This window comes from Pigmentiphaga sp. YJ18 (genome assembly GCF_038066655.1).
Taxonomy (GTDB): Bacteria; Pseudomonadota; Gammaproteobacteria; order Burkholderiales; family Burkholderiaceae_B; genus Pigmentiphaga.
The window spans coordinates 157,725-178,778 of record NZ_JBBUKU010000006.1; the positions used below are offsets into that span (position 1 = coordinate 157,725).

The following is a 21,054-nucleotide window of genomic DNA, read 5'->3' on the forward strand; positions in this document are numbered from 1 at the left end:
GGATCAGCCCCGTTTGCTTTCCAGCAGTTCCCAGCGTTCGAGCCGGGCCATGAGCTCGTCCTCGATCGCCGCCAGGCGCTGCTGGATGGCGGTCGCGCCGGCGGGATCGTCCCGGTAGATCGATCCGTCGGCCAGCTTCCCGTTCAGTTCCTGCTGCTCGGCCTCCAGCCCGGCGATGGCATCGGGCAGGCCTTCCAGTTCCCTGGCCTCCCAGGAACTCAGGCGCGACCGGCCGGGCTTGGCCGGCGCGGCCTTCTCCGGCGCGGGGGCGGCGGGTTCCTCGCGAACGGCCTCGCGCACCGGCCTGGCCGCGGCCGACCTGGCTTCTTCCACCCTGGCGCGCTGCGTCGCCCAATCGTCGTAGCCGCCCACATAGTCGCGCCAGTGCGCGTCGCCCTCGTAGGCGATGGTCTGCGTCACGACGTTGTCCAGGAACATGCGGTCGTGGCTGACCAGGAAGACCGTGCCCGAATAGTCCTGCAGCAACTCCTCCAGCAGTTCCAGCGTCTCGATGTCGAGGTCGTTGGTGGGCTCGTCCAGCACCAGCACGTTGGCCGGCCGCGCGAACAGCCGCGCCAGCAACAGCCGGGCACGTTCGCCGCCCGACAGGCTCTTGACCGGCGAACGCGCCCGCTCGGGCGCGAACAGGAAATCCCCCAGGTAGCTCATCACGTGCTTGCGCTGGCCGTTGATCTCTATCCATTCGCTGCCCGGGCTGATGACGTCGGCCAGGGCCATGTCCTCGTCCAGCTGGCTGCGCATCTGGTCGAAATAGGCCACCGACAGGTTGGTGCCCTGCCTGACCGAGCCCGTGTCCGGGGCGAGTTCGCCCAGGATGAGCTTGAGCAGCGTGGTCTTGCCCGCGCCATTGGGTCCGATCAAACCGATGCGGTCGCCGCGCATGACCGTGGTCGAGAACGACCGGATGACGGCCTTGTCGCCGAACGATTTGGACACCCCGGTCAGTTCGGCCACCAGCTTGCCCGACCGCTGCCCCTCGGCCACGTCGATGGTGACCTTGCCCATGCGCTCGCGCCGCTCGGCCCGCTGCACGCGCAGCTGCTCCAGCCGCTTGACCCGGCCGACGCTGCGCGTGCGGCGCGCCTCGACGCCCTTGCGTATCCAGACTTCCTCCTGGGCCAGGAGCTTGTCGAAACGCGCCTGCTCCAGCCGCTCGGCCTCCAGCATCTCGGCCTTGCGCGCCTGATAGGTGGAGAAGGATCCTGGGAAACTGGCGAGTTCGCCCCGATCGAGTTCGACGATGCGGGTCGCCACCGCATCCAGGAAGCGGCGGTCGTGGGTAATGAAAACGATGCTGCCGGGGAAGGCCTTCAGCAATTCCTCGAGCCACGCGATGGCCTGGAAATCCAGGTGGTTGGTCGGCTCGTCCAGCAACAGCAGGTCAGGGTCGCCCAGCAGCGCCCGGGCCAGCGCCACCCGCTTGCGCGTGCCGCCCGACAGCCCCGCCACCGGCGCATCGGCGGGCAGGTTCAGCCGGGCCAGCGTGGCCTCGACCCGCGCCTGCACCGTCCAGCCGTCGTGCGCCTCCAGCTCCGCCTGCAAGGATTGCAGCCGGGCCAGCAGCGCGTCGTGGTCCGTCCCGCCGGCCGTTTCCGCCAGATCGTGGGTCAGCCGCTGGTAGGCGCGCAGCAGGTCGCGCCCCTTGGCCAGGCCCTCGCTGACGGCATCGAATACCGTGCCCGACTCGTCGAACACCGGCTCCTGCTCCACCGTGGCGACCTTCAGCCCGTCCTGGCGCGAGATGAGGCCGTCATCGGGCAGCGAGCGGCCATCGAGCAGCTTGAGCAGCGACGACTTGCCGGTGCCGTTGCGGCCGATCAGCCCCACCCGCTCGCCGGCTTCCACCGACAAGCCGGCGCGGTGCAGGAGGGGGACGTGGCCGTAGGCCAGTTCGATGTCGGTCAGAGCAATAAGAGCCATGAAGCGCGCCGGGAGGACCGGTCAGGAGACGAAAACGAAAAAAGCGCCCTGGCTTGCGCGAGGGCGCCCTGGAGGAAAGGACGGAGCGGGCGCGGCCCCAGAGGCCCCCGCCCGGCGCCTGGGCTAGACCGAGAACGACGACCCGCAGCCGCAGGTGGACGTGGCGTTCGGGTTCTTGATCACGAATTGCGCGCCTTCCAGGCCTTCCTTGTAGTCGATCTCGGCACCGACCAGGTATTGGAAGCTCATGGAGTCGATCAGCAGTTGCACGCCGTTCTTGTCCAGTTGCGTATCGTCGTCGTTGACGTCTTCATCGAAGGTGAAGCCGTACTGGAAGCCGGAACAGCCGCCGCCCTGCACGAACACGCGCAGCTTGAGCGCCGAATTGCCTTCTTCGTCGATCAGCTCCTTGACCTTGGCGGCCGCCGCATCGGTGAAGACGAGGCCCATCGGCGGGGCTTCGAGGCTGGCTTGTTCAACTGCTGCGTTCATGACTGCTCCTTGCCTACGCGTACGCGCGGCCCGTGCCGCGCATGCGCTGTAAATCGTCTGGTTAATGGGTAATTCAACCGCTATTGGCGCCTGATTTCAACCCCGGCGCCGCCAGGGACACTATAAAGCGGCGCCTGCCCGCCCCGTGGGCGGCCATACCGTTTAGATGCGGGCACGCCGCCAAGGTTCAAGCCCACGGCCTCAGGCCGGCAGGTTGACGGTGCTTTGCGAGCGCACCACGCCCCCCTCGACCACGCGCACCGTCACGCTGCGCACCACGAAACCGGCCGGAACCGCCAGCGATCCCTCGGCGCGCTGATACTGCCGAAACCGCACCGCCAGCGGGTCGGTGGCTGGCGGGACCACGGGAGCGACCTCCCCCGCGAGCGCCTCGGTCGGCACCGAGAACGGATGCAAGTCTATCGTGGTGGAGGTGCCCGCGCGCACGCCGGAGGCCGAGAACTGCAGGCGCCCGCTGAATTCGCCCGAAGGCCGGCCGCCGCGCATCAGCAGTACCCGGTAGCGCAGCAGCTCGCCCTGCCGCTCCAGTTCCGCGGAACGGATGTTGACCTGGGCCTGGCGCGGATCCATGGGAATGAGCTGGTCGAAAAAAGCCAGGTCATTGCGCATGTCGCCCATTTCCTTCTGCGCGGCACGCAGATCGGCCGCGAACTGGTCCTTGGCCGCGCGTTCGATCTCGAGGCGGCTTTCCGCGGCCGCGAGACTGCCCTGCAAGCGCTCGTTGTCGGCGATCAGGCGCTGATGCTCGGCGCGCAATTGCGCCAGCTCGGACGCCGAGATCTGGGGCCCGCCGAGCATCCGCCGCGCCGACTCGTACAACCCCGTTCCCAGGGCCGCGCCCAGCGCCAGCAACAGAACCAGGACCACGATCCGCCATGGCGAGGCCGCTGGCAGCCCCGTCCCGTCGGCCCGCGCGCCCGCCGCCGCGCCGCGCCGCAGCCTGCGCGGCACCAGCGCCGGAAACAGCGGCCGGCGCTTCATCAGGGCAGCACCGCCACCTGGCCGAGCCCGGCATCCTCGGGCAGCCCGAACATCAGGTTCATGTTCTGCACGGCCTGGCCGGATGCGCCCTTCACCAGGTTGTCCTGCACCACCAGCACGACCAGCTGGTCGCCGTTGCCGGGACGGTGGACGGCGATCCGGATCATGTTGGAGGCCCGCACCGAGCGGGTCTCGGGCGTGCTGCCCGCGGGCATCACGTCGACGAAGGGCTCACCGGCATAACGCTGTTCGAACAGCTTCTGGAAATCGACGTCGCGCGCCTTCGGATCGATGCGGGCGTAGATGGTCGAGTGCATGCCACGCACCATGGGGGTCAGGTGAGGCACGAAAGTCAGCCCCACCGGTCCGCCGTGCAGCGTCTGCAAGTGTTCGACGATCTCGGGATGATGGCGATGGCCCGACACGCCATAGGCCTTGAAGTTGTCGCTGGCTTCCGAGAACAGGATGTGCAGCTCGGCCTTGCGTCCGGCGCCGGTCACGCCCGACTTGCAGTCGGCGATGAGCGTGGACGCATCCACCAGCGGCGAGGTCCCGGCCCGGCCTTCCAGCAGCGGCGCCAGGCCCAGCAGCACGGTGGTCGGATAACAGCCGGGGTTGCCAACGACCCGCGCGCCGCGGATCTGCTCGCGGTTCAATTCGACCAGGCCGTAGACCGATTCGCGCAGCACGTCGGGGCAGGCGTGCGGCATTTTGTACCACTTCTCGAACGAGGCCTGGTCCTGCAGGCGGAAATCGGCGGCCAGGTCGATGATCTTGACGCCGGCGGCCAGCAGTTCCTGCGCCTGCGCCATGGCCACGCCATGGGGCGTCGCGAAGAACACCACGTCGCACTCGGTCAGCCGCGCCTTGTCGGGCGACGAGAACGCCAGGTCCACCTTGCCGCGCAGGTTGGAATACATGTCGGCCACCGGCATGCCGTCTTCCTTGCGCGACGTGATCGCCGTCAGCTCCGCGTTCGGATGCTGCGACAACAGGCGCAGCAACTCCACGCCGGTGTAGCCCGTGCCGCCGACGATACCTACCTTGATCTTGGCCATTGCAATCTCCTGGAGTCCCTTGCGCTTCCCGGCCCGGGAAAGCGGGACGGTGCCCTGCGACAGATGATGAGTAAGAATACCCCACGCTCGGCAGCATCGATGTGACGACCCGCGGGCCGGCACGCCGCTCGAGGCGAAAAAAAGGCCGCATCGCTGCGGCCTTTCTTGTCTCGTCCGCCGGCCGGAGCCGGAACGGGACGAGGGAGATCGAAGCCGATCAGCGCTTGCTGAACTGCTTGCGACGTCGCGCCTTGTGCAGACCGACCTTCTTGCGCTCGACCTCGCGGGCATCGCGGGTGACGAAGCCGGCTTGCGACAGCGCGGGCTTGAGCGTCGCGTCGTAGTCGATCAGCGCGCGGGTGATGCCGTGGCGCACCGCGCCGGCCTGCCCGGTCACGCCACCACCGTTGACGTTGACGTGGAAGTCGAAGCTTTCCAGGTGGCCCGTCAGTTCCAGCGGCTGGCGAACGATCATGCGGCCGGTCTCGCGAGCGAAGTACTCGTCGACGGGCTTGCCGTTGACGGTGATCTTGCCCGAGCCTTTCTTCAGGAACACGCGCGCCACCGAGGTCTTGCGGCGGCCGGTTCCATAATTCCAGTTACCGATCATGCGCGGCTCCTCAGATGTCCAGCAGCTTGGGCTGCTGGGCGGTGTGCGGATGTTCGGATCCTGCGTACACCTTCAGCTTCTTGATCATGGCGTAGCCCAGGGGACCCTTGGGCAGCATGCCCTTGACGGCCTTCTGGATCGCACGACCAGGAAAACGCTGCTGCATCTTCAGGAACGTGGTTTCGGTGATACCGCCGGGATAGCCCGAGTGGCGGTAGTAGCGCTTGTCCTGCGCCTTGTTGCCGGTAACGACGATATCGGCGGCGTTGATGATGACGATGTAGTCGCCGGTATCGACGTGAGGCGTGAATTCAGGCTTGTGTTTACCGCGCAAACGGCGTGCGACTTCGCTGGCCACACGACCTAGGACTTTGTCCTTGGCGTCAATCACGTACCAGTCACGCGTCACTTCATGCGGTTTCGCAACGAAGGTTTTCATGATGATCTCTGTGACATATCTGGTGCCCGTAAGCCCCCTACGGGCTTGCTGACGGCGTATCACCCCGATCCCGCCTCGGCATTGTGAACTGCAGGTACGGAAAAAGGGCAAGAGGATGATGATAACCCGGATAGACCGGCGAAGTCAAAGGCCGCGCGCCAGCTCGCCGCACGGCCCGCGCCGCGCCCGGCGCAGCTGTAACGATATCCGACGCAGCCCCCCGCTTCCCCCGTGACGCCCAGGCCGCGCTTCATGCTTTGATAAACATCCACACATAAGAAAAGATTCCGGCGCGGCGTAAGGGCAGACACTAGTCCGTTCACAGAGCCCTATGGAGATCCGTCCGATGAAAACGATCAAGACGATGCTGGCCGCCGGTGCCGTGGCCGCGGGATTGGCCGCCTGCGCGGCTCCCCAGCGCGACATGCCCACCCAGCAGGCCTCGACGATGTCGCCGCAATCGGTCACCGACGACCAGTTGCAGCGCTTCGCCAACGCGGCCAGGAAGGTGAATGCCGTCTCGCCGGGGACCGGAGCCGCCGCCTCCAGCACGCCGACCGGCGAGCCCACCAACGCCACCTTCGACGAAGCCAACGGCCGCAAGGCCGAGGCGGTCTGGAGCGAAGGGCTGACCGTACGGGAATTCAACGCCATCAACGCGGCCGTCCAGCAGGATCCCGCCCTGATGCAGCGCTATGGCGCGCTGATGCAAGGCGGCAGCACCGGCTCCACCGGCGGTGGCTATGGCGGTTCCACGGGCGGCGGCACGATGATGCGCTAACCCCGCCAAGGCAAAAAAAAGCCCGAAGCCTTGCGGCTTCGGGCTAATCCACCAAAGGAGGAGGGTGGAGGAGACACCGGTAGATGGGCTTTGCGGGGCTATCCGACGATGCCGAGGGGCCCGAGGCCGTGTCGGCATACAAAGCGACATCCGTTGAACCCATTATAGGGAAGCAATTTGTGCGTTGCAAGAAGTTTTTTGGCCTGTTCACCACAATACGGTTTCAAATTTCAACAGGTAAAAATTCTTTTTATATCAATAGGTTAATTATTTATTTAGCCCCATCACGGAGCTTCCTTCCCGGCTCTTTCCTGTCGAGTCGCGGCATGCTCTGCCATGCCGCGCTCCATCTCCCCGCTTATTTTGATGCAAAGCAGCAAGGATCGGGCAAAAAAAAGCCCGAAGCCTTGCGGCTTCGGGCTAATCCACCAAAGGAGGAGGGTGGAGGAGACACCGGTAGATGAGCTTTGCGGGGCTATCCGACGATGCCGAGGGGCCTGGGGCCGTGTCGACATACAAAGCGTCATCCGTTAGATCAATTATAGAGAGATGTTTTGTGCGATGCAAGAACCTCCTAGGGTTGTTGCCTACGTACAAAAACCAATGTGGATGCAGACAAAAAAACCACATCAAATCAATCACTTAAATACAAACCACCCACCCACTCCGCAACACTATCAACCAAAAATCAAGGGCGGGAACAGCTTGGCCGGGGGGCGCGACCATTTGTCGCAGTTTTCGCTGCATCGCAGCATAGCCTGGTTCCCCAACAGCCGCGAAACCCGCTTCCCACCCGCTATCATCGTGCTGATTAGCCAACTTCTATCGCAGCACGAGGAATATCATGGAATGCATCGTAAGCTGGGGCGGCCCGCAGGGCATGCTGTTCACCGCCCAGACGGGCAGCGGCCACGTCGCCGTCATGGACGGCGCGCCGGACGGCGGGGGCAACAACCTCGCCCCCCGGCCGATGGAACTGGTGCTGGCCGGCACTGGCGGCTGCACGGCTTATGACGTCGTCCTGATCCTGAAGCGCGGCCGCCACGCCGTGCGCGGCTGCACGGTGGCGCTCAAGGCCGAGCGGGCCGATACGGATCCCAAGGTCTTCACCAAGATCCATTTCGCCTTCACGGTCACGGGCAAGAACCTTCCGGCCGCAGCGGTGGAACGCGCGGTGCAGCTTTCCCACGAAAAGTATTGCTCGGCCTCGGCCATGCTGGAAAAAACCGCCGAACTGACCTGGTCGGTGGAAATCGTCGAAGCCGACTGACGCAGCTCAGAGGTAATAGGCGGTGGAGGTCATGACCTTGGACCCGCACCGCATCGCTGCCCGCACCGGCGCGGGCAGCTCGGCGCCGCCGCGCTGCTCCGCCGTCACCCTGTGCTGGCGCTCGTCGGCGGCCATGCGCTCGACGATGGCGCGCGAGCGCGCATCGTTGGCCGGCAGCGTACCCAGGTGTCCGTCCAGGTGGCGCTCCACCTGCCGCTCGGTTTCCGCCATGAAACCCAGGTTCCAGGCATCGCCCGCCTTGCCCGCCAGCATGCCCAGCCCGAAGGCCCCGGCGTACCAGAACGGATTCAACAGGCTGGAGTGCGAACGCAGTTCGCGCAGGCGGTCGTCCAGCCAGGCCAGGTGATCGGTCTCCTCGGCCGCCGCGTCCAGGAACACCTGGCGCGTATCCGGCTTGTCGCAAACCAGCGCCTGCCCCCGGTACAGGGCCTGGGCGCACACTTCCCCTACGTGATTGACGCGCATCAGGCCGGCCGCGTGCTTGCGCTCGGACTCCGTCAATGCCGGCCCGCCCGCCTCGTCGGACGAGTCGTCGACGGCGGACAGGCGCCCCGCCGGATTCGGACGCTGCGCGGACACCGAGCCCGTCAACACCCGCACGGCGCGGTCCGCCTCGGATAGCACCCGATCCAGCAGGGAAATACGGCGAAAGGATGCGGTTCCCGACATTTGCGACCTCCGGTCCGGACACGGCCGGACAGCGACACGAACAGATTCCAGTATAGGCAATCCCCGATTCGTTGTTCTTGAACAACGTCCGGCGCGACGCAACCCCGCTGTCATTTTCGCCTCATGTTGGATCGTCATCCTCTCGTCCGAGCACCTGAGCAATTTCCTCGTGCCCCATCACAAATCCATCTGGAGTTCTCAATTGAAAAAGACCCTCATCGCCGCCGCGCTGCTGGCCGGCTTCGCCGGCACCGCGCAAGCCCAGAGCGTGACGCTGTACGGTATCGTCGACATGGGATTCATGAACAGCAAGCAGGACGGCCAATCCGCCGTCAACGGGCTGGATAGCGGCATCGCCGGCAGCTCGCGCTTCGGCCTGCGCGGTGTGGAAGACCTGGGCAACGGCCTGAAGGCCAACTTCCAGCTGGAAAGCGGCTTCAAGGCCGACACCGGCATCCAGAGCGCCAGCGGCCAGCTGTTCGACCGCGCCGCCTGGGTGGGCGTGTCGGGCAACTTCGGTGAAGTCCGTCTGGGCCGCCAGGACACCCTGGGCTTCAACTGGTTCCGCGGCGCCATCAACCCCTTCGGCAACGCCTACTCGCAAGCCCAGAGCAAGACCGTCTTCAACGTGAGCGGCGTGGATGACCGCGTCAGCAACAGCGCGTTCTATCTGTCGCCCAAGTTCAGCGGCTTCCAGGTCGGCGCCGGCTACAGCTTCAACGCCAACAGCAGCGAAACCGCCGGCAACGACGCCGACAACTCGGTGTACTCGCTGGGTCTGCGCTATCAGAACGGCCCGCTGCTGGCCGTCCTGACCTATGAACAGAAAAATGCCGCCGATCTGGCTCCCGGTGCGGGCGTGGGCGGTTCCGACCTGAAGAACATCCAGCTGGGCGCCACCTACGACTTCGGCGTGGCCAAGCTGCACGCCGGCTACGGCCGCCTGCAGAACTCGGGCTACAAGTCGAGCTCCGAGAAGGAAAACTCGTACCTGCTGGGCGTGACCGTGCCGTTCGGCGCCCACTCCGTGTTCGCCAGCTACCAGCGCAACGACAACGCCAACATCAACGCCGGCCGCGCCGACAAGTCCATCAACGGCTACGCCATCGGCTACAACTACAAGCTGTCCAAGCGCACCATGATCTACGCTCTGCTCAACCAGTACACCGACGTGATCGTCCGCACGGACAACAAGGCCCTGGGCGACAAGCGCGAAATCGCCATCGGCCTGCAGCACAAGTTCTAAGCCCTGTTCCCCATGGGCCGGGTCGCCCCGGCCCATGTTTCGAAGTGCTTACTTCAGCAGTGAGTGTTTTCCCGTCTTCGGTTCGGCTGAAGACGGGCTTTTTCGTCAGTTTTTTGCGGAAAAACAACGAAAGCCGTAAGAATAAGTAAAAACCCGGCCATCACCCGCCTCCGCACTTGGTAGTAACCCGCATTCTTTGCTGCAATATGACCAACTTCCTACCAGGAAGCTCTGGTTTTCCCGCAGCAAACGGATACCCGACGATGGATCCGCGCATTCCATCCGGCGCCTCGCACCCCCCGTCTGCCGCGACAGCCAGATCAATCATGGAGATGTACGAATGAAAAAGACCCTGATCGCTGCCGCCGTCCTGGCTGGCATGGCTGGTACCGCGCACGCGCAAAGCTCGGTCACCCTGTACGGCATCATGGATATGGGCTACCTGTATTCCAAGACCGAAGGCATGAAGGCCCGCAACGCGCTGGACAGCGGCCTGCAAAGCGAATCGCGCTTCGGCCTGCGTGGCTCGGAAGACCTGGGCAACGGCCTGAAGGCCAACTTCCTGCTGGAAGCCGGCATCAACGCCGACGACGGCACCTCGTCGCAGTCGGGCCTGTTCAACCGCCAGTCGTGGGTGGGCCTGTCGTCCAACACGCTGGGTGAGATCCGTCTGGGCCGCCAGTTCATCCTGGGCTCGCAATTCTTCACCAACATCGATCCGTTCGGCACGACCTTCCGCCAGGCCGGCATGGGCTCGACCTTCATCGCCGCCAACCAGGTCCGTAACAGCAACAGCGTGATGTACTTCTCGCCGACCTGGAACGGCTTCCAAGGCGCCATCGGCTACAGCTTCAACCGTTCGACCAACGAAAGCCCGGTCGCCGGCACCAACAACCGCGCCATCACCTCGGGCCTGCGCTACGCCAACGGCCCCATCGAAGTCGCCCTGACCTACGACCAGGTCGAGCCCTCGACCGGCGGCAACGTCGGCCGTTCGACCCAGTTGGGCGGTACGTATGACTTCGGCGTGGTCAAGCTGCACGCCGCCATCGCCGACCAGCGCAACGTCGCGGTCAACGTTGGCGACATCCCGGGCTGGAATGGCCGCTTCGCCAAGAAGACCCTGTCGTACATGGTCGGCGCGTCGGCTCCGGTCGGCACCGGCTCGCTGTTCGGTTCGTACCAGAAGGCCAAGGACTGGGACATCGAAGGCTTCAGCGTCGGCTACACCTACCCGCTGTCGCGTCGTACCAACGCCTACGCCTTCTTCAGCAACATGGACAACGTTGGTCACTACGGCAGCGCCGTCACGACCGGCGACAAGACCACCCGCCAATTCGGCGTCGGCCTGCGTCACATGTTCTAAGTCGGCGGTGGGAGCGCCTGGCGCGCTCCCCGCAAGCGCCCAGAACCCCCTGGGCGTACGCTGGAAAAAACCCGGACCGGAAACGGCCCGGGTTTTTCTTTTTGGGAGTGCCCTGCCCGCCCCCGCTGGGCGGGCACCCTGGCTTGCCCCGTGCCCCTTCCGTATCGAGAAATATTCTCGATATTCACGACTTCCTAATATCTTTTCGATTACGCTATCGAGTCGTCCATGCCCCTTAACTGTGCGGACCGGCGGCGATCCCGCCGGCCTCCGCCCTCCCGCATGCCTCTCGCTCGCGCCAAATCCTTTCCTCCTTCTTTTCCATTCCTCGGCCGCCTCGGCCCGGGCCTGGCCTCGCTGATGCTGGCCGCCGGCTGCAGCCTGCAGCCGCCCGCGCCGTCCGTGCCGCTGGCCACGCCAGCCGGCTGGCAGGCCCCGCTGCCCGCCGCGGCCGTCGGGCCAGCCCTGCCGCACCACTCCAGCCAGCAGCGCCTGCTGGAATGGTGGCAACAGACCGGCGATCCGGCCCTGCCAGGACTGATCGAAGCAGCGCAGGCGGCCAGCCCGACCGTGGGTACCGCGCGTTCGCGCTTCCTTCAAGCCCGGGCCACCCGCGTATCGTCCGGTGCCGCGCTGGGTCCCACGCTGGACGCCACGGCGCAGACCAGCCGCGGCTTTTCACAGATCGCGGGCGGCGTCGCCACGCAGAACCAGGCCGGCCTGCAGGCCTCGTGGGAAATCGACCTGTTCGGCGCCAACGCCGCCACGCGCGACGCCGCGCAGGCTCGCCTGGAGGGCGCGCAGGCCCAGTGGCACGACGCGCGCATCTCGGTCGCCGCCGAAGTGGCCAACGAGTTGAACAACTTTCGCAGCTGCCGCCGCGAACTCGCCATCCAGGAATCGGACGCGGCCTCGCGCGCGGAAAGCTCGCGCCTGACCGATCTCGCCATGCGCGCGGGCTTCCAGTCCACCGCCAACGCCGCGCTGGCGCGCGCCAGCAGCGCCGAGGCCGCCGCTCGCGCCCGCCAGCAGCGCGCCTTGTGCGACATCAGCGTCAAGGCACTGGTGGCCCTGACCGCGCTGGACGAACCCGCGCTGCGAGCCCGGTTGGCCACGCCGGCGCAGCCTGCGTCCGACGCCCTGTTCGCCATCGACCACCTGCCCGCCGCCGTGCTATCGCAGCGCCCCGACCTGTTCAACGCCGACCGCAACGTGGCGGCGGCCAGCGCCGAGGTCGGCAGCGCCCAAGCCAAACGCTACCCACGCCTGACCCTGGCCGGCAGCGTGGGCGCGGCCTCGTTCAGGGCACGCGGCACGAACGTCGACGTTTCGACCTGGTCCATCGGCCCGCTGTCGGTCACGCTCCCGCTGTTCGACGGCGGCCGGCGCCGCGCCGACATCGATGCCGCCCAGGCCCGCTACGACGAAGCCGTCACCCAGTACCGGGCCACGGCCCGGCAAGCCGTGCGCGAAGTGGAGGAAGCCCTGGTCAACCTGGAAAGCACGGCCGCGCGCACCACCGACGCGCGCGCCGCGGTCGAGGGATACCAGGCTTCGTTCGAAGCCACCGAGCAGCGCTATCGCGGCGGTCTGGCCAGCCTGCTGGAGCTGGAGGAGTCGCGGCGCATGCTGCTGACGGCCCGCACCACCCAGTCCGCCCTGGAGCGCGAACGCATGGCGGCCTGGATCGCGCTGTACCGCGCGGCGGGCGGCGGCTGGCGCCAGGATGCGCCCTTGCCGCCGGACACGCCGCCCGCGGCATCCACCGCGCCGGCCACCCATCCCTCCTGACGGAACCTCTCACGAAACGCGTCGCCGCGGGGTCTCCCCAGGCCCCGGCCCCATCCCAACCATGATCCCGTCCATGCCGCTACGCCCTCTCATCGCCGCCGCCGTGCTCGGCGCCATCCTGGCCGGTGCCGTCCTCGCCCCCGCCCTGCGCGCCGCCGATACCGACGCCCCTGCGGCCGTCCGGCCGGCCCTGACCGTCACCGTCGCCCAACCGCGGATGCAATCCCTGCGCGTCGCGCTCCAGGCCAACGGCAACATCATGGCCTGGCAGGAAGCCAGCCTGGGCGCCGAGATCGGCGGCCTGCGCCTGCAGGACGTCCTGGTCAACGTAGGCGATACCGTCAAGGCCGGCCAGGTACTGGCCACCTTCGCCCAGGAAACCGTGCGCGCGGACATCGCCCAGGCCCGTGCCGCGCTGGCCGAGGCCGAAGCCAGCGCCGCCGAGGCACGCGCCAATGCCGAGCGCGCCCAGTCCCTGAAGGCCTCCGGCGCGCTGAGCGAATCGCAAATCAACCAGTACGTGACCGGCGGCCAGACCGCCCAGGCGCGCGTGGAGTCCGCCCGCGCCAGCCTGGCCGCGCAGGAACTGCGCCTGAAATTCACCCAGGTCCGCGCCCCCGACAGCGGCGTCATCTCGTCGCGCACCGCCACGGTGGGCGCGGTCGTGAGCGCCGGCACCGAACTCTTCCGCATGATCCGCAAGGGCCGCCTGGAATGGCGCGGCGAAGTCACCTCCGCCGAGGTCGGCCGCGTGCGCGTGGGCGATCCCGTCACCGTCGTCGCGGCCAGCGGCGAGCGCCTGCGGGGCAAGGTCCGCACCGTCGGCCCCACCGTCGATCCGCAGACGCGCAACACCCTGGTCTACGTCGACCTGCCCGGGGCCGGCGCGCCGGACTCCTCGGCCAAGGCCGGCATGTTCGCGCGCGGGGAGTTCGAACTGGGCGCGGCGCAGGGCTTGACCGTGCCACAGCAGGCCGTCGTCATGCGCGAAGCCTTCAATTACGTTTTCGTCGTGGGGGCGGACAACCGGGTGGCCCAGCGCAAGATCCAGGCCGGCCGGCGCGACGGCGACCGCGTCGAGGTCCTGGACGGCCTCGCGCCCATCGACCGCGTTGCCGTGCGCGGCGCCGGCTTCCTGACCGACGGCGACCTGGTACGCGTGGTCGACACGCCCGCTCCCGCGGCCACCCCCGCCACCGCCGTGACGCGCTGAGAGCCCACGCGATGAACGTCTCGACCTGGTCCATACGCAACCCCATTCCGTCGGTCATGCTGTTCGTGCTGCTGACCTTCGCCGGCCTGCTGTCGTTCAGCGCCATGAAGGTGCAGAACTTCCCCGACATCGACCTGCCCATGGTCCAGGTCACGGCCGCGCTGCCCGGGGCCTCGCCCGGCCAGCTGGAGAACGACGTCGCCCGCAAGCTGGAGAACTCCATCGCCACCTTGCAGGGCCTCAAGCACGTCTACACCAAGATCCAGGACGGCAGCGTCAGCCTGACCGCCGAATTCGAACTCGAGAAGCCCCTGCAGGAAGCGGTGGACGACGTCCGCTCCGCCGTGTCCCGCGTGCGCGCCGACATGCCCGCCGACCTGCGCGACCCCATCATCAACAAGGTCGACCTGGCCGGCCAGCCCGTGCTGGCCTTCACCGTACGCGCCAGCAGCATGGACGACGAGGCCCTGTCCTGGCTGGTCGACAACGACGTCGCCCGCAAGCTGCTGAACGTGCCCGGCGTGGGCGCGGTCAACCGCGTGGGCGGCGTGACCCGCGAGATACGCATCGCGCTCGACCCCCAGCGCCTGCAGGCCCTGGGCGCTTCCGCCGCCGACATCTCGCGCCAGCTGCGCCAGGTGCAGCGCGAAAGCTCCGGCGGCCGCACCGACATCGGCGACTCCGAACAGCCCGTGCGCACCCTGGCCACCGTGGGCACCGCCGAAGAACTCGCCAACCTGCGGCTGGTCCTGAGCGACGGCCGGCCCATCCGGCTGTCCGACGTCGCCACCGTGACCGACACCATCGCCGAACGCCGCTCCGCCGCCCTGCTGGACGGCCAGCCCGTCGTCGGCTTCGAGGTGGCCCGCAGCCGCGGCGCCAGCGAACTCGACGTGGCCGCGGGCGTCCAGCGCGCGCTGGACGAACTCAAGGCCCAGCACGCCGACCTGCAGATCACCGAATCCTTCAACTTCGTCACCCCGGTCCAGGAAGAGTACGACGGCTCCATGCGCCTGCTCTACGAAGGCGCGCTACTGGCGGTGCTGGTGGTGTGGCTGTTCCTGCGCGACTGGCGCGCCACGCTGATCTCCGCCGTCGCGCTGCCGCTGTCGGTCATCCCCGCCTTCGCCGGCATGTACTTCCTGGGATTCTCGATCAACGTCATCACCCTGCTGGCCCTGTCGCTGGTCATCGGCATCCTGGTCGACGACGCCATCGTCGAGGTCGAGAACATCGTGCGCCACCTGCGCATGGGCAAGAGCCCCTACCAGGCCGCCATGGAAGCCGCCGACGAAATCGGACTGGCCGTCGTCGCCACCACCTTCACCCTGATCGCCGTCTTCCTGCCCACCGCCTTCATGAGCGGCGTCGCCGGACGCTTCTTCAAGCAGTTCGGCTGGACCGCCTCGCTGGCCGTGTTCGCCTCGCTCATCGTCGCGCGCGTGCTTACGCCCATGATGGCCGCCTACCTGCTCAAGCCCATCGTGCACGCGGGCAAGGAACCGCGCTGGCTGCAAACCTACATGCGCTGGGTCGCCGCCTGCCTGCGCCACCGCTGGCTGACCGTGCTCGGCGCCGCCGTGTTCTTCATCCTGTCGATCGGCATGATCCCCCTGCTGCCCGCCGGCTTCATGCCCGCCGACGACAACTCCCAGACCCAGGTCGTGGTCGAACTGCCGCCCGGCTCCACCCTGGCCCAGACCCTGGACACCGCCGAACTCGTGCGCCTGCGGCTGGCCAAGGTGCCGCACGTGCGCAGCGTCTACACCACCATCGGCGGCGGCACCGCTGGCGGCGACCCCTTCGCCATGGCCGGCGCGGCCGAGGTCCGCAAGGCCACCCTGACCATCCAGCTCGACCCGCGCGAAGACCGGCCCAAGAAACAAGGCATCGAAGAAGACATGCGCGCCGCCCTGGACGAGATCCCCGGCATGCGCAGCCGCGTCGGCCTGGGCGGGTCCAACAACAAATACGTGCTCGTCCTGACCGGCGACGACCCCGACGCGCTGAACCAGGTTGCCCTGGCCGTCTCCAAGGAACTGCGCACCATCCCGGGCCTGGGCAACATCTCGTCCACCGCCAGCCTTATCCGCCCCGAGATCGCCGTGCGCCCCGACTTCGCCCGCGCCGCCGACCTGGGCGTCACCAGCAGCGCCATCGCCGACACCCTGCGCATCGCCACCGTCGGCGACTACGACATCTCGCTGCCCAAGCTCAACCTGTCGCAGCGCCAGGTCCCCATCGTCGTACGCCTGGACGAAGCCGCGCGCGAAAACCTCTCCCTGCTCGGCCGCCTGTCCGTGCCCGGCACCCGCGGCCCCGTCCTGCTCGAACAGGTCGCCACCCTGGACTTCTCGGCCGGCCCGTCCGTCATCGACCGCTACGACCGCTCGCGCAACATCAACTTCGAGATCGAACTGGCCGGCATGGACCTGGGCGAAGTCGCCCAGCGCGTGGCCGACCTGCCCACCATCAAGAACCTGCCGCCCGGCGTGCGCCAGGCCACCGTGGGCGACGCCGAAGTCATGGGCGAACTGTTCCAGAGCTTCGGCCTGGCCATGCTGACCGGCGTGCTGTGCATCTACGTCGTGCTGGTGCTGCTGTTCAAACACTTCCTGCACCCCGTCACCATCCTGGCCGCCCTGCCCCTGTCACTGGGCGGCGCCTTCGTCGGCCTGCTCATCGCGCACAAGAGCTTCTCCATGCCCTCGCTGATCGGCCTGGTCATGCTGATGGGCATCGCCACCAAGAACTCCATCCTGCTCGTCGAATACGCCATCCTGGCGCGGCGGGGACACCCCGCCACCGACGTACGGCCGGCCGTGCCGGGCATGAGCCGCTGGGATGCGCTGGTGGATGCCTGCCACAAGCGGGCCCGGCCCATCATCATGACCACCATGGCGATGGGCGCCGGGATGCTGCCGATCGCGATCGGCTACGGAGCCGCCGACCCGAGCTTCCGGTCGCCGATGGCGATCGCGGTACTGGGGGGGTTGATCACGTCGACGTTTCTGAGTTTGCTGGTGATACCGGTGGTGTTCTTGTTTGTGGATGATTTTGGGCAGTGGGTGGTGCGGTTGGTTCGGCGGCCGGGTCAATTCCGACCGTAGATATCCGCGAACCGCACGATGTCGTCCTCGCCCAGGTACTCCCCGCTCTGCACCTCGATCATCACCAGGTCGATGATGCCGGGGTTCTCCAGGCGGTGCTTGTGCCCGGCGGGGATATAGGTCGACTCATTGCTGCGGACGAGAAAGGACTCCTCGTCCTTGGTGACCCGTGCGGTGCCACTCACCACGATCCAGTGCTCGCTGCGATGGTGGTGCATCTGCAGGGAAATGGACTGTCCCGGATGAACGACGATGCGCTTGATCTTGAAGCGATCGGCCTCTTCCAGGATGGTGTACGTCCCCCAGGGCCGATGGGCCGTGCGATGGATGCGGTGCACATCGCTGCCGCGCGCTTCCAGCTGGGCGATGACGCGCTTGATGTCCGGCAGCGCGTCCTTCTGCGACACCAGCAACGCATCGGCCGTGTCGACGATGACCACGTCCTTGAGGCCGATCGCGCCAACGACCCGGCCATCGGCATGGATGTAGCAGTTGTCGAGCTCGACGGCGATGACATCACCGTCCAGTTGGTTGCCGCGCGCGTCGCTCGGGAAAAGATTGCCGAACGCGGACCACGATCCGATGTCGCTCCAACCGATGTCGCAGGGCACCACCGAAGCCTTGTCCGTCTTCTCCAACACGGCGTGGTCGATCGAAATATCCGGCGCCTGGGCGAACGCCGCTTCGTTCAACGCGACCTGCCACTCGTTCCGCCCTTCCAGCACGCGAGCGGCGGCGACGCTCTCGTCGGCGGCTCGCAGCACGTCCGGAGCATGCGTGGACAGGGCTTCGCGCGCAACGTCGGCACGCACGCAGAACATGCCCGAATTCCACAGATAACGGCCGCTGTCCACGAATTCCGTCGCCCGCTCCAACGGCGGTTTTTCCACGAACCGCAGCACGTCGGAGCCCGAGGCCTCGATGTAGCCGTATCCCGTTTCAGGCGCATCCGGCTGGATGCCGAAGGTAACGATGCGCCCCTGCTGGGCCAGCTCCACGGCCCGGGCCACGGCGGCCTGGAAGGCATCCAGGTCCTGGATCATGTGATCGGCCGTCAGGAACAGCAGGACGGCCTGGGGATCGATCCGCTGCGCCACGACCGCCACCGCCGCGGCGAAGGCCGGCGCGGTGTTGCGGCCTATCGGCTCCAGGACCATGCCATGATCGAGCGCGGACAGATCCAGCTCGCGGAACTCGTCCATGGTTTTGAAAGACATGGTCTGGTTGGTGACCGTGACCAGGTGCGAAACGCCGGGAAGCGACGCGGCACGCAGGAAGGCCTTCTGAATCAGGCTCTGGCCATCGGCCAGGCGGATGAAGGGCTTGGGATGCAGCTCGCGGGATACGGGCCAAAGCCGGGTGCCTTTGCCGCCGGAGAGGATGACGGGGACGAGAGCCATTTAAGTTCGACGCCAGGGAAAGTGAAAAACGGACCAGCCCCATTTTGCTCCACATCCCACGAGTAGACAAAGAGCGACAAGCTTAGTTTACCCGTATCTGTCGTCACGGCCCCCTGGACATCGCCCCCTACTCCGGCTCCTGCCCCTTGAACACGGCAACCTTGTCGGCCAGCAGATTCTGGCTAGCAAGAATCAAGTCACGATATACGACATTGTTGAACCCCCACAGGGTAGAGTTTTCCTCCTCTTTGTGCCCGACGATGAACGGCAATGTCGTCACCACCTGCAAATCCGTCATTCTTTCCATGTATCGGTCATAGGTATTGGATTCAGGATCCCTCAAACCTTCATCCCAGGCAATCAAGCGATCGAAAACCCTGTTCGAATAGACGTTGAAAACGGTACTGACCATCTTATCCAGATGGATATAGTTCTGGCCTTCAAAATCCACAACAGCTCGAACGGAAGCCTTGCTATTCAGGTGGGCAATCAATCCGGAGAATATGTGCCAATCCCTCTGCCCGTTAAGGTAGCGCTTGGCGGACTGATAAGACGCCTCCCACCCGGAGCGAAATTCGACATCATCCTCGCAGATCGTGATCTGCTCGAGTCCCTGTTCGGCTGCCTTGCGAAACAGAAATTTATAGCTCAGCCCACATCCGACCCAACCCGTCGTATTGCGCAGACCGGGAAAATACTGGATACCATATGTGTTGTCTTTCTCAAAACCAGCGCGGCGCTGGACCGATTCGGGAAGGCCGAGGCATACCATCTCGGCATCGATCTTGAAGCCTGCACCGGCCAGGGCATAGAACGTCTCGAAATCAATGGCATCGTGAGCAAGCAGGAAACGAAAAAAGTAATAATCGAAGGACAGAGATGGCTCCAGGAGCTTCTGCCGGTTATCTTCTATCCTGACTGCTCTCGCCGCATCATTGTGGATCCAATGTCTGATGCGTTCGACCATTGCAGCTCGGTCGCCCACCGGGACGAAATCGACTATGGACTCCAGATAGCGGTGCTCGTCCATGTCTGCAGATGCCTCTGACACGACCAGCTTATTCAAACTCAGACATTCGTAGATTCGTGTCGTCTCCAGCAACGCACCTTCGTAATAGTGGATGTTGACGACCAACTTTGCTTTTGCCATCTCGGCGTACAGATCGGCGCCGAAAAGTCCATGAACCACTTTGACCCGGAAATGCTGAGAGATTTCCTCGATGTATTCGCGGCGGCGAATATTGTTGACATCGCCGTAAAAGAGAACGTCATACTCTTCCTCTGTCTCAGGAAGGAGCGGCAGGGTCGCGTCAAAGCCGATGGGGAGGTAATAGACTTGCCGATAGCTCATGCCCTTCGACTCGAGAAAAGCCAGATTCGCTCGCGAGTAATCGAATACCGCTGCAGCATTCTTCAGCATCTCGAAGTACTCTGGAGTGAACCAGCGAGAACTGACAGACTGTTCCATCTGAAAAGCCACGTAGCGAGCAGGTAGTCGAGGGAACATCTGCGGACAGATGACAAAGTGGAGCAAGTCCTCGTAGCCGTCCTTTGGCCTTTCGGTAATGATCTCCGCTTGAAAGCCCACTTTTTGCAGGGCCATCTTGATCAGTCCGGCTACATAGCTGCAATGCCGGGTCGTCAGAATCACGCACCGTCCATCCTCTTTCAATCGCAACGGAGCAGGGACACCTGTGATACCCGTGGCAACGGCAGTCTGCTTTACCCGCTGCAGGGCCTGCCGAACGCCGTGCTGGCGTACATACTGTAGAAACTTGAGGATGAGCTGCGGCCTGGCCACGACTACACGGGCTAGGCCGGCACTTCTCATCACCGAAGGGTTCGTCCGTGCTGCCCGCAGCGCGTCACCTGCCATGCGCAACGGTCGCGTCACCTTCCATGACGTGCTGCGTTCGAGTTCATTGACGCGCCCCACCACCTGTTCAAGGCGCTGCTGGGTCGACAGCAGAGCCACTCGCGCCTGCTCCAGTTCGGTTTTCCACTGCCTCCCCTGTTCCGCTTCGGCCCGGAGTGTCGTGACAAGCCGCGAACGTTCACCGGACGCATCCGAAAACGAATAGTTGGCACGCGCGTCGAACTCTCCCGTCTTGATCCCGTAGAAATAGAGATCCTTCGTGTCGTGCCCGATGGAAAACTCGAACCGGGAAAAATCAGCCTCGACCTCGAATACCTCCCGGATGTCGCTTTCCTCCAGGTTCTTGTAGTAATCCGCCCAGCCCCCTTTGTCCTGGATCAAGGGGGCGTCATGGGGATTTGTGCGACGCGTACCGTGTTCGGGACGCCCTGTCGTCGCACAACTGAACAGGAAAAGTCCACCGGGCTTGAGCATGCGGTAGATGTTCCTGAGCGTCTTCTGGTAGAACTGGTCGTGTTCGAAACACTCGGTCGAAATGATCACATCGAATGTCGCGTCCGGCATCAGCAACTCATGCCCCGCACAGATTAGGTCGACGTTCCGTCCCTCGGCAACGTCAAGCCCCAGGTAAAGGCAATCATCGAACAGAAATCGGTTATTCCCGTTGATGTCCAAAGCCCCGATATCTAGAACCAGTCTGTTGCTGAAAAAAGCAGGAAATTTCTCTTTGACTGACAAGCAAAACTGTTGCTGCTGAAGATGAGCCATG

17 protein-coding genes are annotated in these 21,054 nt (G+C 65.3%); 8 read left to right on the top strand and 9 right to left on the bottom strand.

Annotated elements, in window-relative coordinates; all coding sequences use genetic code 11:
• Positions 1-3 precede the first annotated feature (3 nt).
• The 6 genes from WKR98_RS27500 to rplM form a co-directional block, all read right to left on the bottom strand.
• Positions 4-1,941, bottom strand: a complete 1,938-nt coding sequence (locus tag WKR98_RS27500; protein WP_341435235.1) for an ATP-binding cassette domain-containing protein — start codon at positions 1,939-1,941, stop codon at positions 4-6.
• Positions 1,942-2,064: 123 nt separating this feature from the next.
• Entirely contained in the window at positions 2,065-2,433 is a 369-nt protein-coding gene (gene erpA / locus WKR98_RS27505) for an iron-sulfur cluster insertion protein ErpA (RefSeq protein ID WP_124691107.1), read from the bottom strand.
• Positions 2,434-2,634: 201 nt separating this feature from the next.
• The gene (locus WKR98_RS27510; protein ID WP_124691108.1) at positions 2,635-3,435 is read right to left on the bottom strand and encodes a DUF6776 family protein; all 801 of its coding nucleotides are present in this window, start codon (positions 3,433-3,435) and stop codon (positions 2,635-2,637) included.
• Positions 3,435-4,493 carry an N-acetyl-gamma-glutamyl-phosphate reductase gene (gene argC, locus WKR98_RS27515; RefSeq protein WP_341435236.1) on the bottom strand — a complete coding sequence of 353 codons (1,059 nt, stop codon included), beginning with the start codon at positions 4,491-4,493 and terminating at the stop codon, positions 3,435-3,437. The genes WKR98_RS27510 and argC overlap by 1 nt, the downstream gene beginning before the upstream one ends.
• Positions 4,494-4,710: 217 nt before the next feature.
• Positions 4,711-5,103 carry a 30S ribosomal protein S9 gene (gene rpsI, locus WKR98_RS27520; protein ID WP_124691110.1) on the bottom strand — a complete coding sequence of 131 codons (393 nt, stop codon included), beginning with the start codon at positions 5,101-5,103 and terminating at the stop codon, positions 4,711-4,713.
• Between the two features lie 10 nt (positions 5,104-5,113).
• Positions 5,114-5,542, bottom strand: coding sequence for a 50S ribosomal protein L13 (rplM, locus tag WKR98_RS27525; protein ID WP_124691111.1), 429 nt, complete (start codon positions 5,540-5,542; stop codon positions 5,114-5,116).
• 346 nt (positions 5,543-5,888) lie between these two features.
• Here rplM and WKR98_RS27530 point away from each other — a divergent pair, with 346 nt between their 5' ends.
• The 3 genes from WKR98_RS27530 to WKR98_RS27540 all read left to right on the top strand — a co-directional run bounded on the left by WKR98_RS27530 (position 5,889) and on the right by WKR98_RS27540 (position 7,593).
• Complete coding sequence (locus WKR98_RS27530; protein ID WP_161567918.1) at positions 5,889-6,323, top strand: DUF4168 domain-containing protein; 435 nt, start codon at positions 5,889-5,891, stop codon at positions 6,321-6,323.
• A gap of 83 nt (positions 6,324-6,406) precedes the next feature.
• On the top strand, positions 6,407-6,787 hold the full coding sequence (locus WKR98_RS27535; protein WP_341435237.1) for a hypothetical protein: 381 nt from the start codon (positions 6,407-6,409) through the stop codon (positions 6,785-6,787).
• Between the two features lie 380 nt (positions 6,788-7,167).
• Entirely contained in the window at positions 7,168-7,593 is a 426-nt protein-coding gene (locus WKR98_RS27540; protein WP_124691113.1) for an OsmC family protein, read from the top strand.
• A gap of 6 nt (positions 7,594-7,599) precedes the next feature.
• Here the strand turns inward: WKR98_RS27540 and coq7 are convergent, their stop codons facing one another.
• Positions 7,600-8,283 (bottom strand): 2-polyprenyl-3-methyl-6-methoxy-1,4-benzoquinone monooxygenase, encoded by a 684-nt coding sequence (gene coq7, locus WKR98_RS27545; protein ID WP_341435238.1) that lies wholly within the window; start codon positions 8,281-8,283, stop codon positions 7,600-7,602.
• Positions 8,284-8,485: 202 nt separating this feature from the next.
• Here coq7 and WKR98_RS27550 point away from each other — a divergent pair, with 202 nt between their 5' ends.
• From WKR98_RS27550 to WKR98_RS27570, 5 genes are all read left to right on the top strand, one after another.
• Entirely contained in the window at positions 8,486-9,529 is a 1,044-nt protein-coding gene (locus WKR98_RS27550) for a porin (protein ID WP_161567919.1), read from the top strand.
• A 340-nt stretch (positions 9,530-9,869) separates the two neighbouring features.
• Positions 9,870-10,895: a porin gene (locus tag WKR98_RS27555; RefSeq protein WP_124691116.1), complete on the top strand. Its 1,026-nt coding sequence runs from the start codon at positions 9,870-9,872 to the stop codon at positions 10,893-10,895.
• A gap of 360 nt (positions 10,896-11,255) precedes the next feature.
• Complete coding sequence (locus WKR98_RS27560) at positions 11,256-12,686, top strand: efflux transporter outer membrane subunit (protein WP_341435302.1); 1,431 nt, start codon at positions 11,256-11,258, stop codon at positions 12,684-12,686.
• A 73-nt stretch (positions 12,687-12,759) separates the two neighbouring features.
• On the top strand, positions 12,760-13,899 hold the full coding sequence (locus WKR98_RS27565; protein WP_341435239.1) for an efflux RND transporter periplasmic adaptor subunit: 1,140 nt from the start codon (positions 12,760-12,762) through the stop codon (positions 13,897-13,899).
• Positions 13,900-13,910: 11 nt separating this feature from the next.
• Positions 13,911-17,009, top strand: a complete 3,099-nt coding sequence (locus WKR98_RS27570) for an efflux RND transporter permease subunit (protein WP_341435240.1) — start codon at positions 13,911-13,913, stop codon at positions 17,007-17,009.
• Here WKR98_RS27570 and WKR98_RS27575 read toward each other — a convergent pair.
• On the bottom strand, positions 16,994-18,409 hold the full coding sequence (locus WKR98_RS27575; RefSeq protein WP_341435241.1) for a mannose-1-phosphate guanylyltransferase/mannose-6-phosphate isomerase: 1,416 nt from the start codon (positions 18,407-18,409) through the stop codon (positions 16,994-16,996). The genes WKR98_RS27570 and WKR98_RS27575 overlap by 16 nt on opposite strands.
• A gap of 127 nt (positions 18,410-18,536) precedes the next feature.
• Positions 18,537-21,053 (bottom strand): methyltransferase domain-containing protein, encoded by a 2,517-nt coding sequence (locus WKR98_RS27580; protein WP_341435242.1) that lies wholly within the window; start codon positions 21,051-21,053, stop codon positions 18,537-18,539.
• Between the last annotated feature and the right edge of the window lies 1 nt (position 21,054).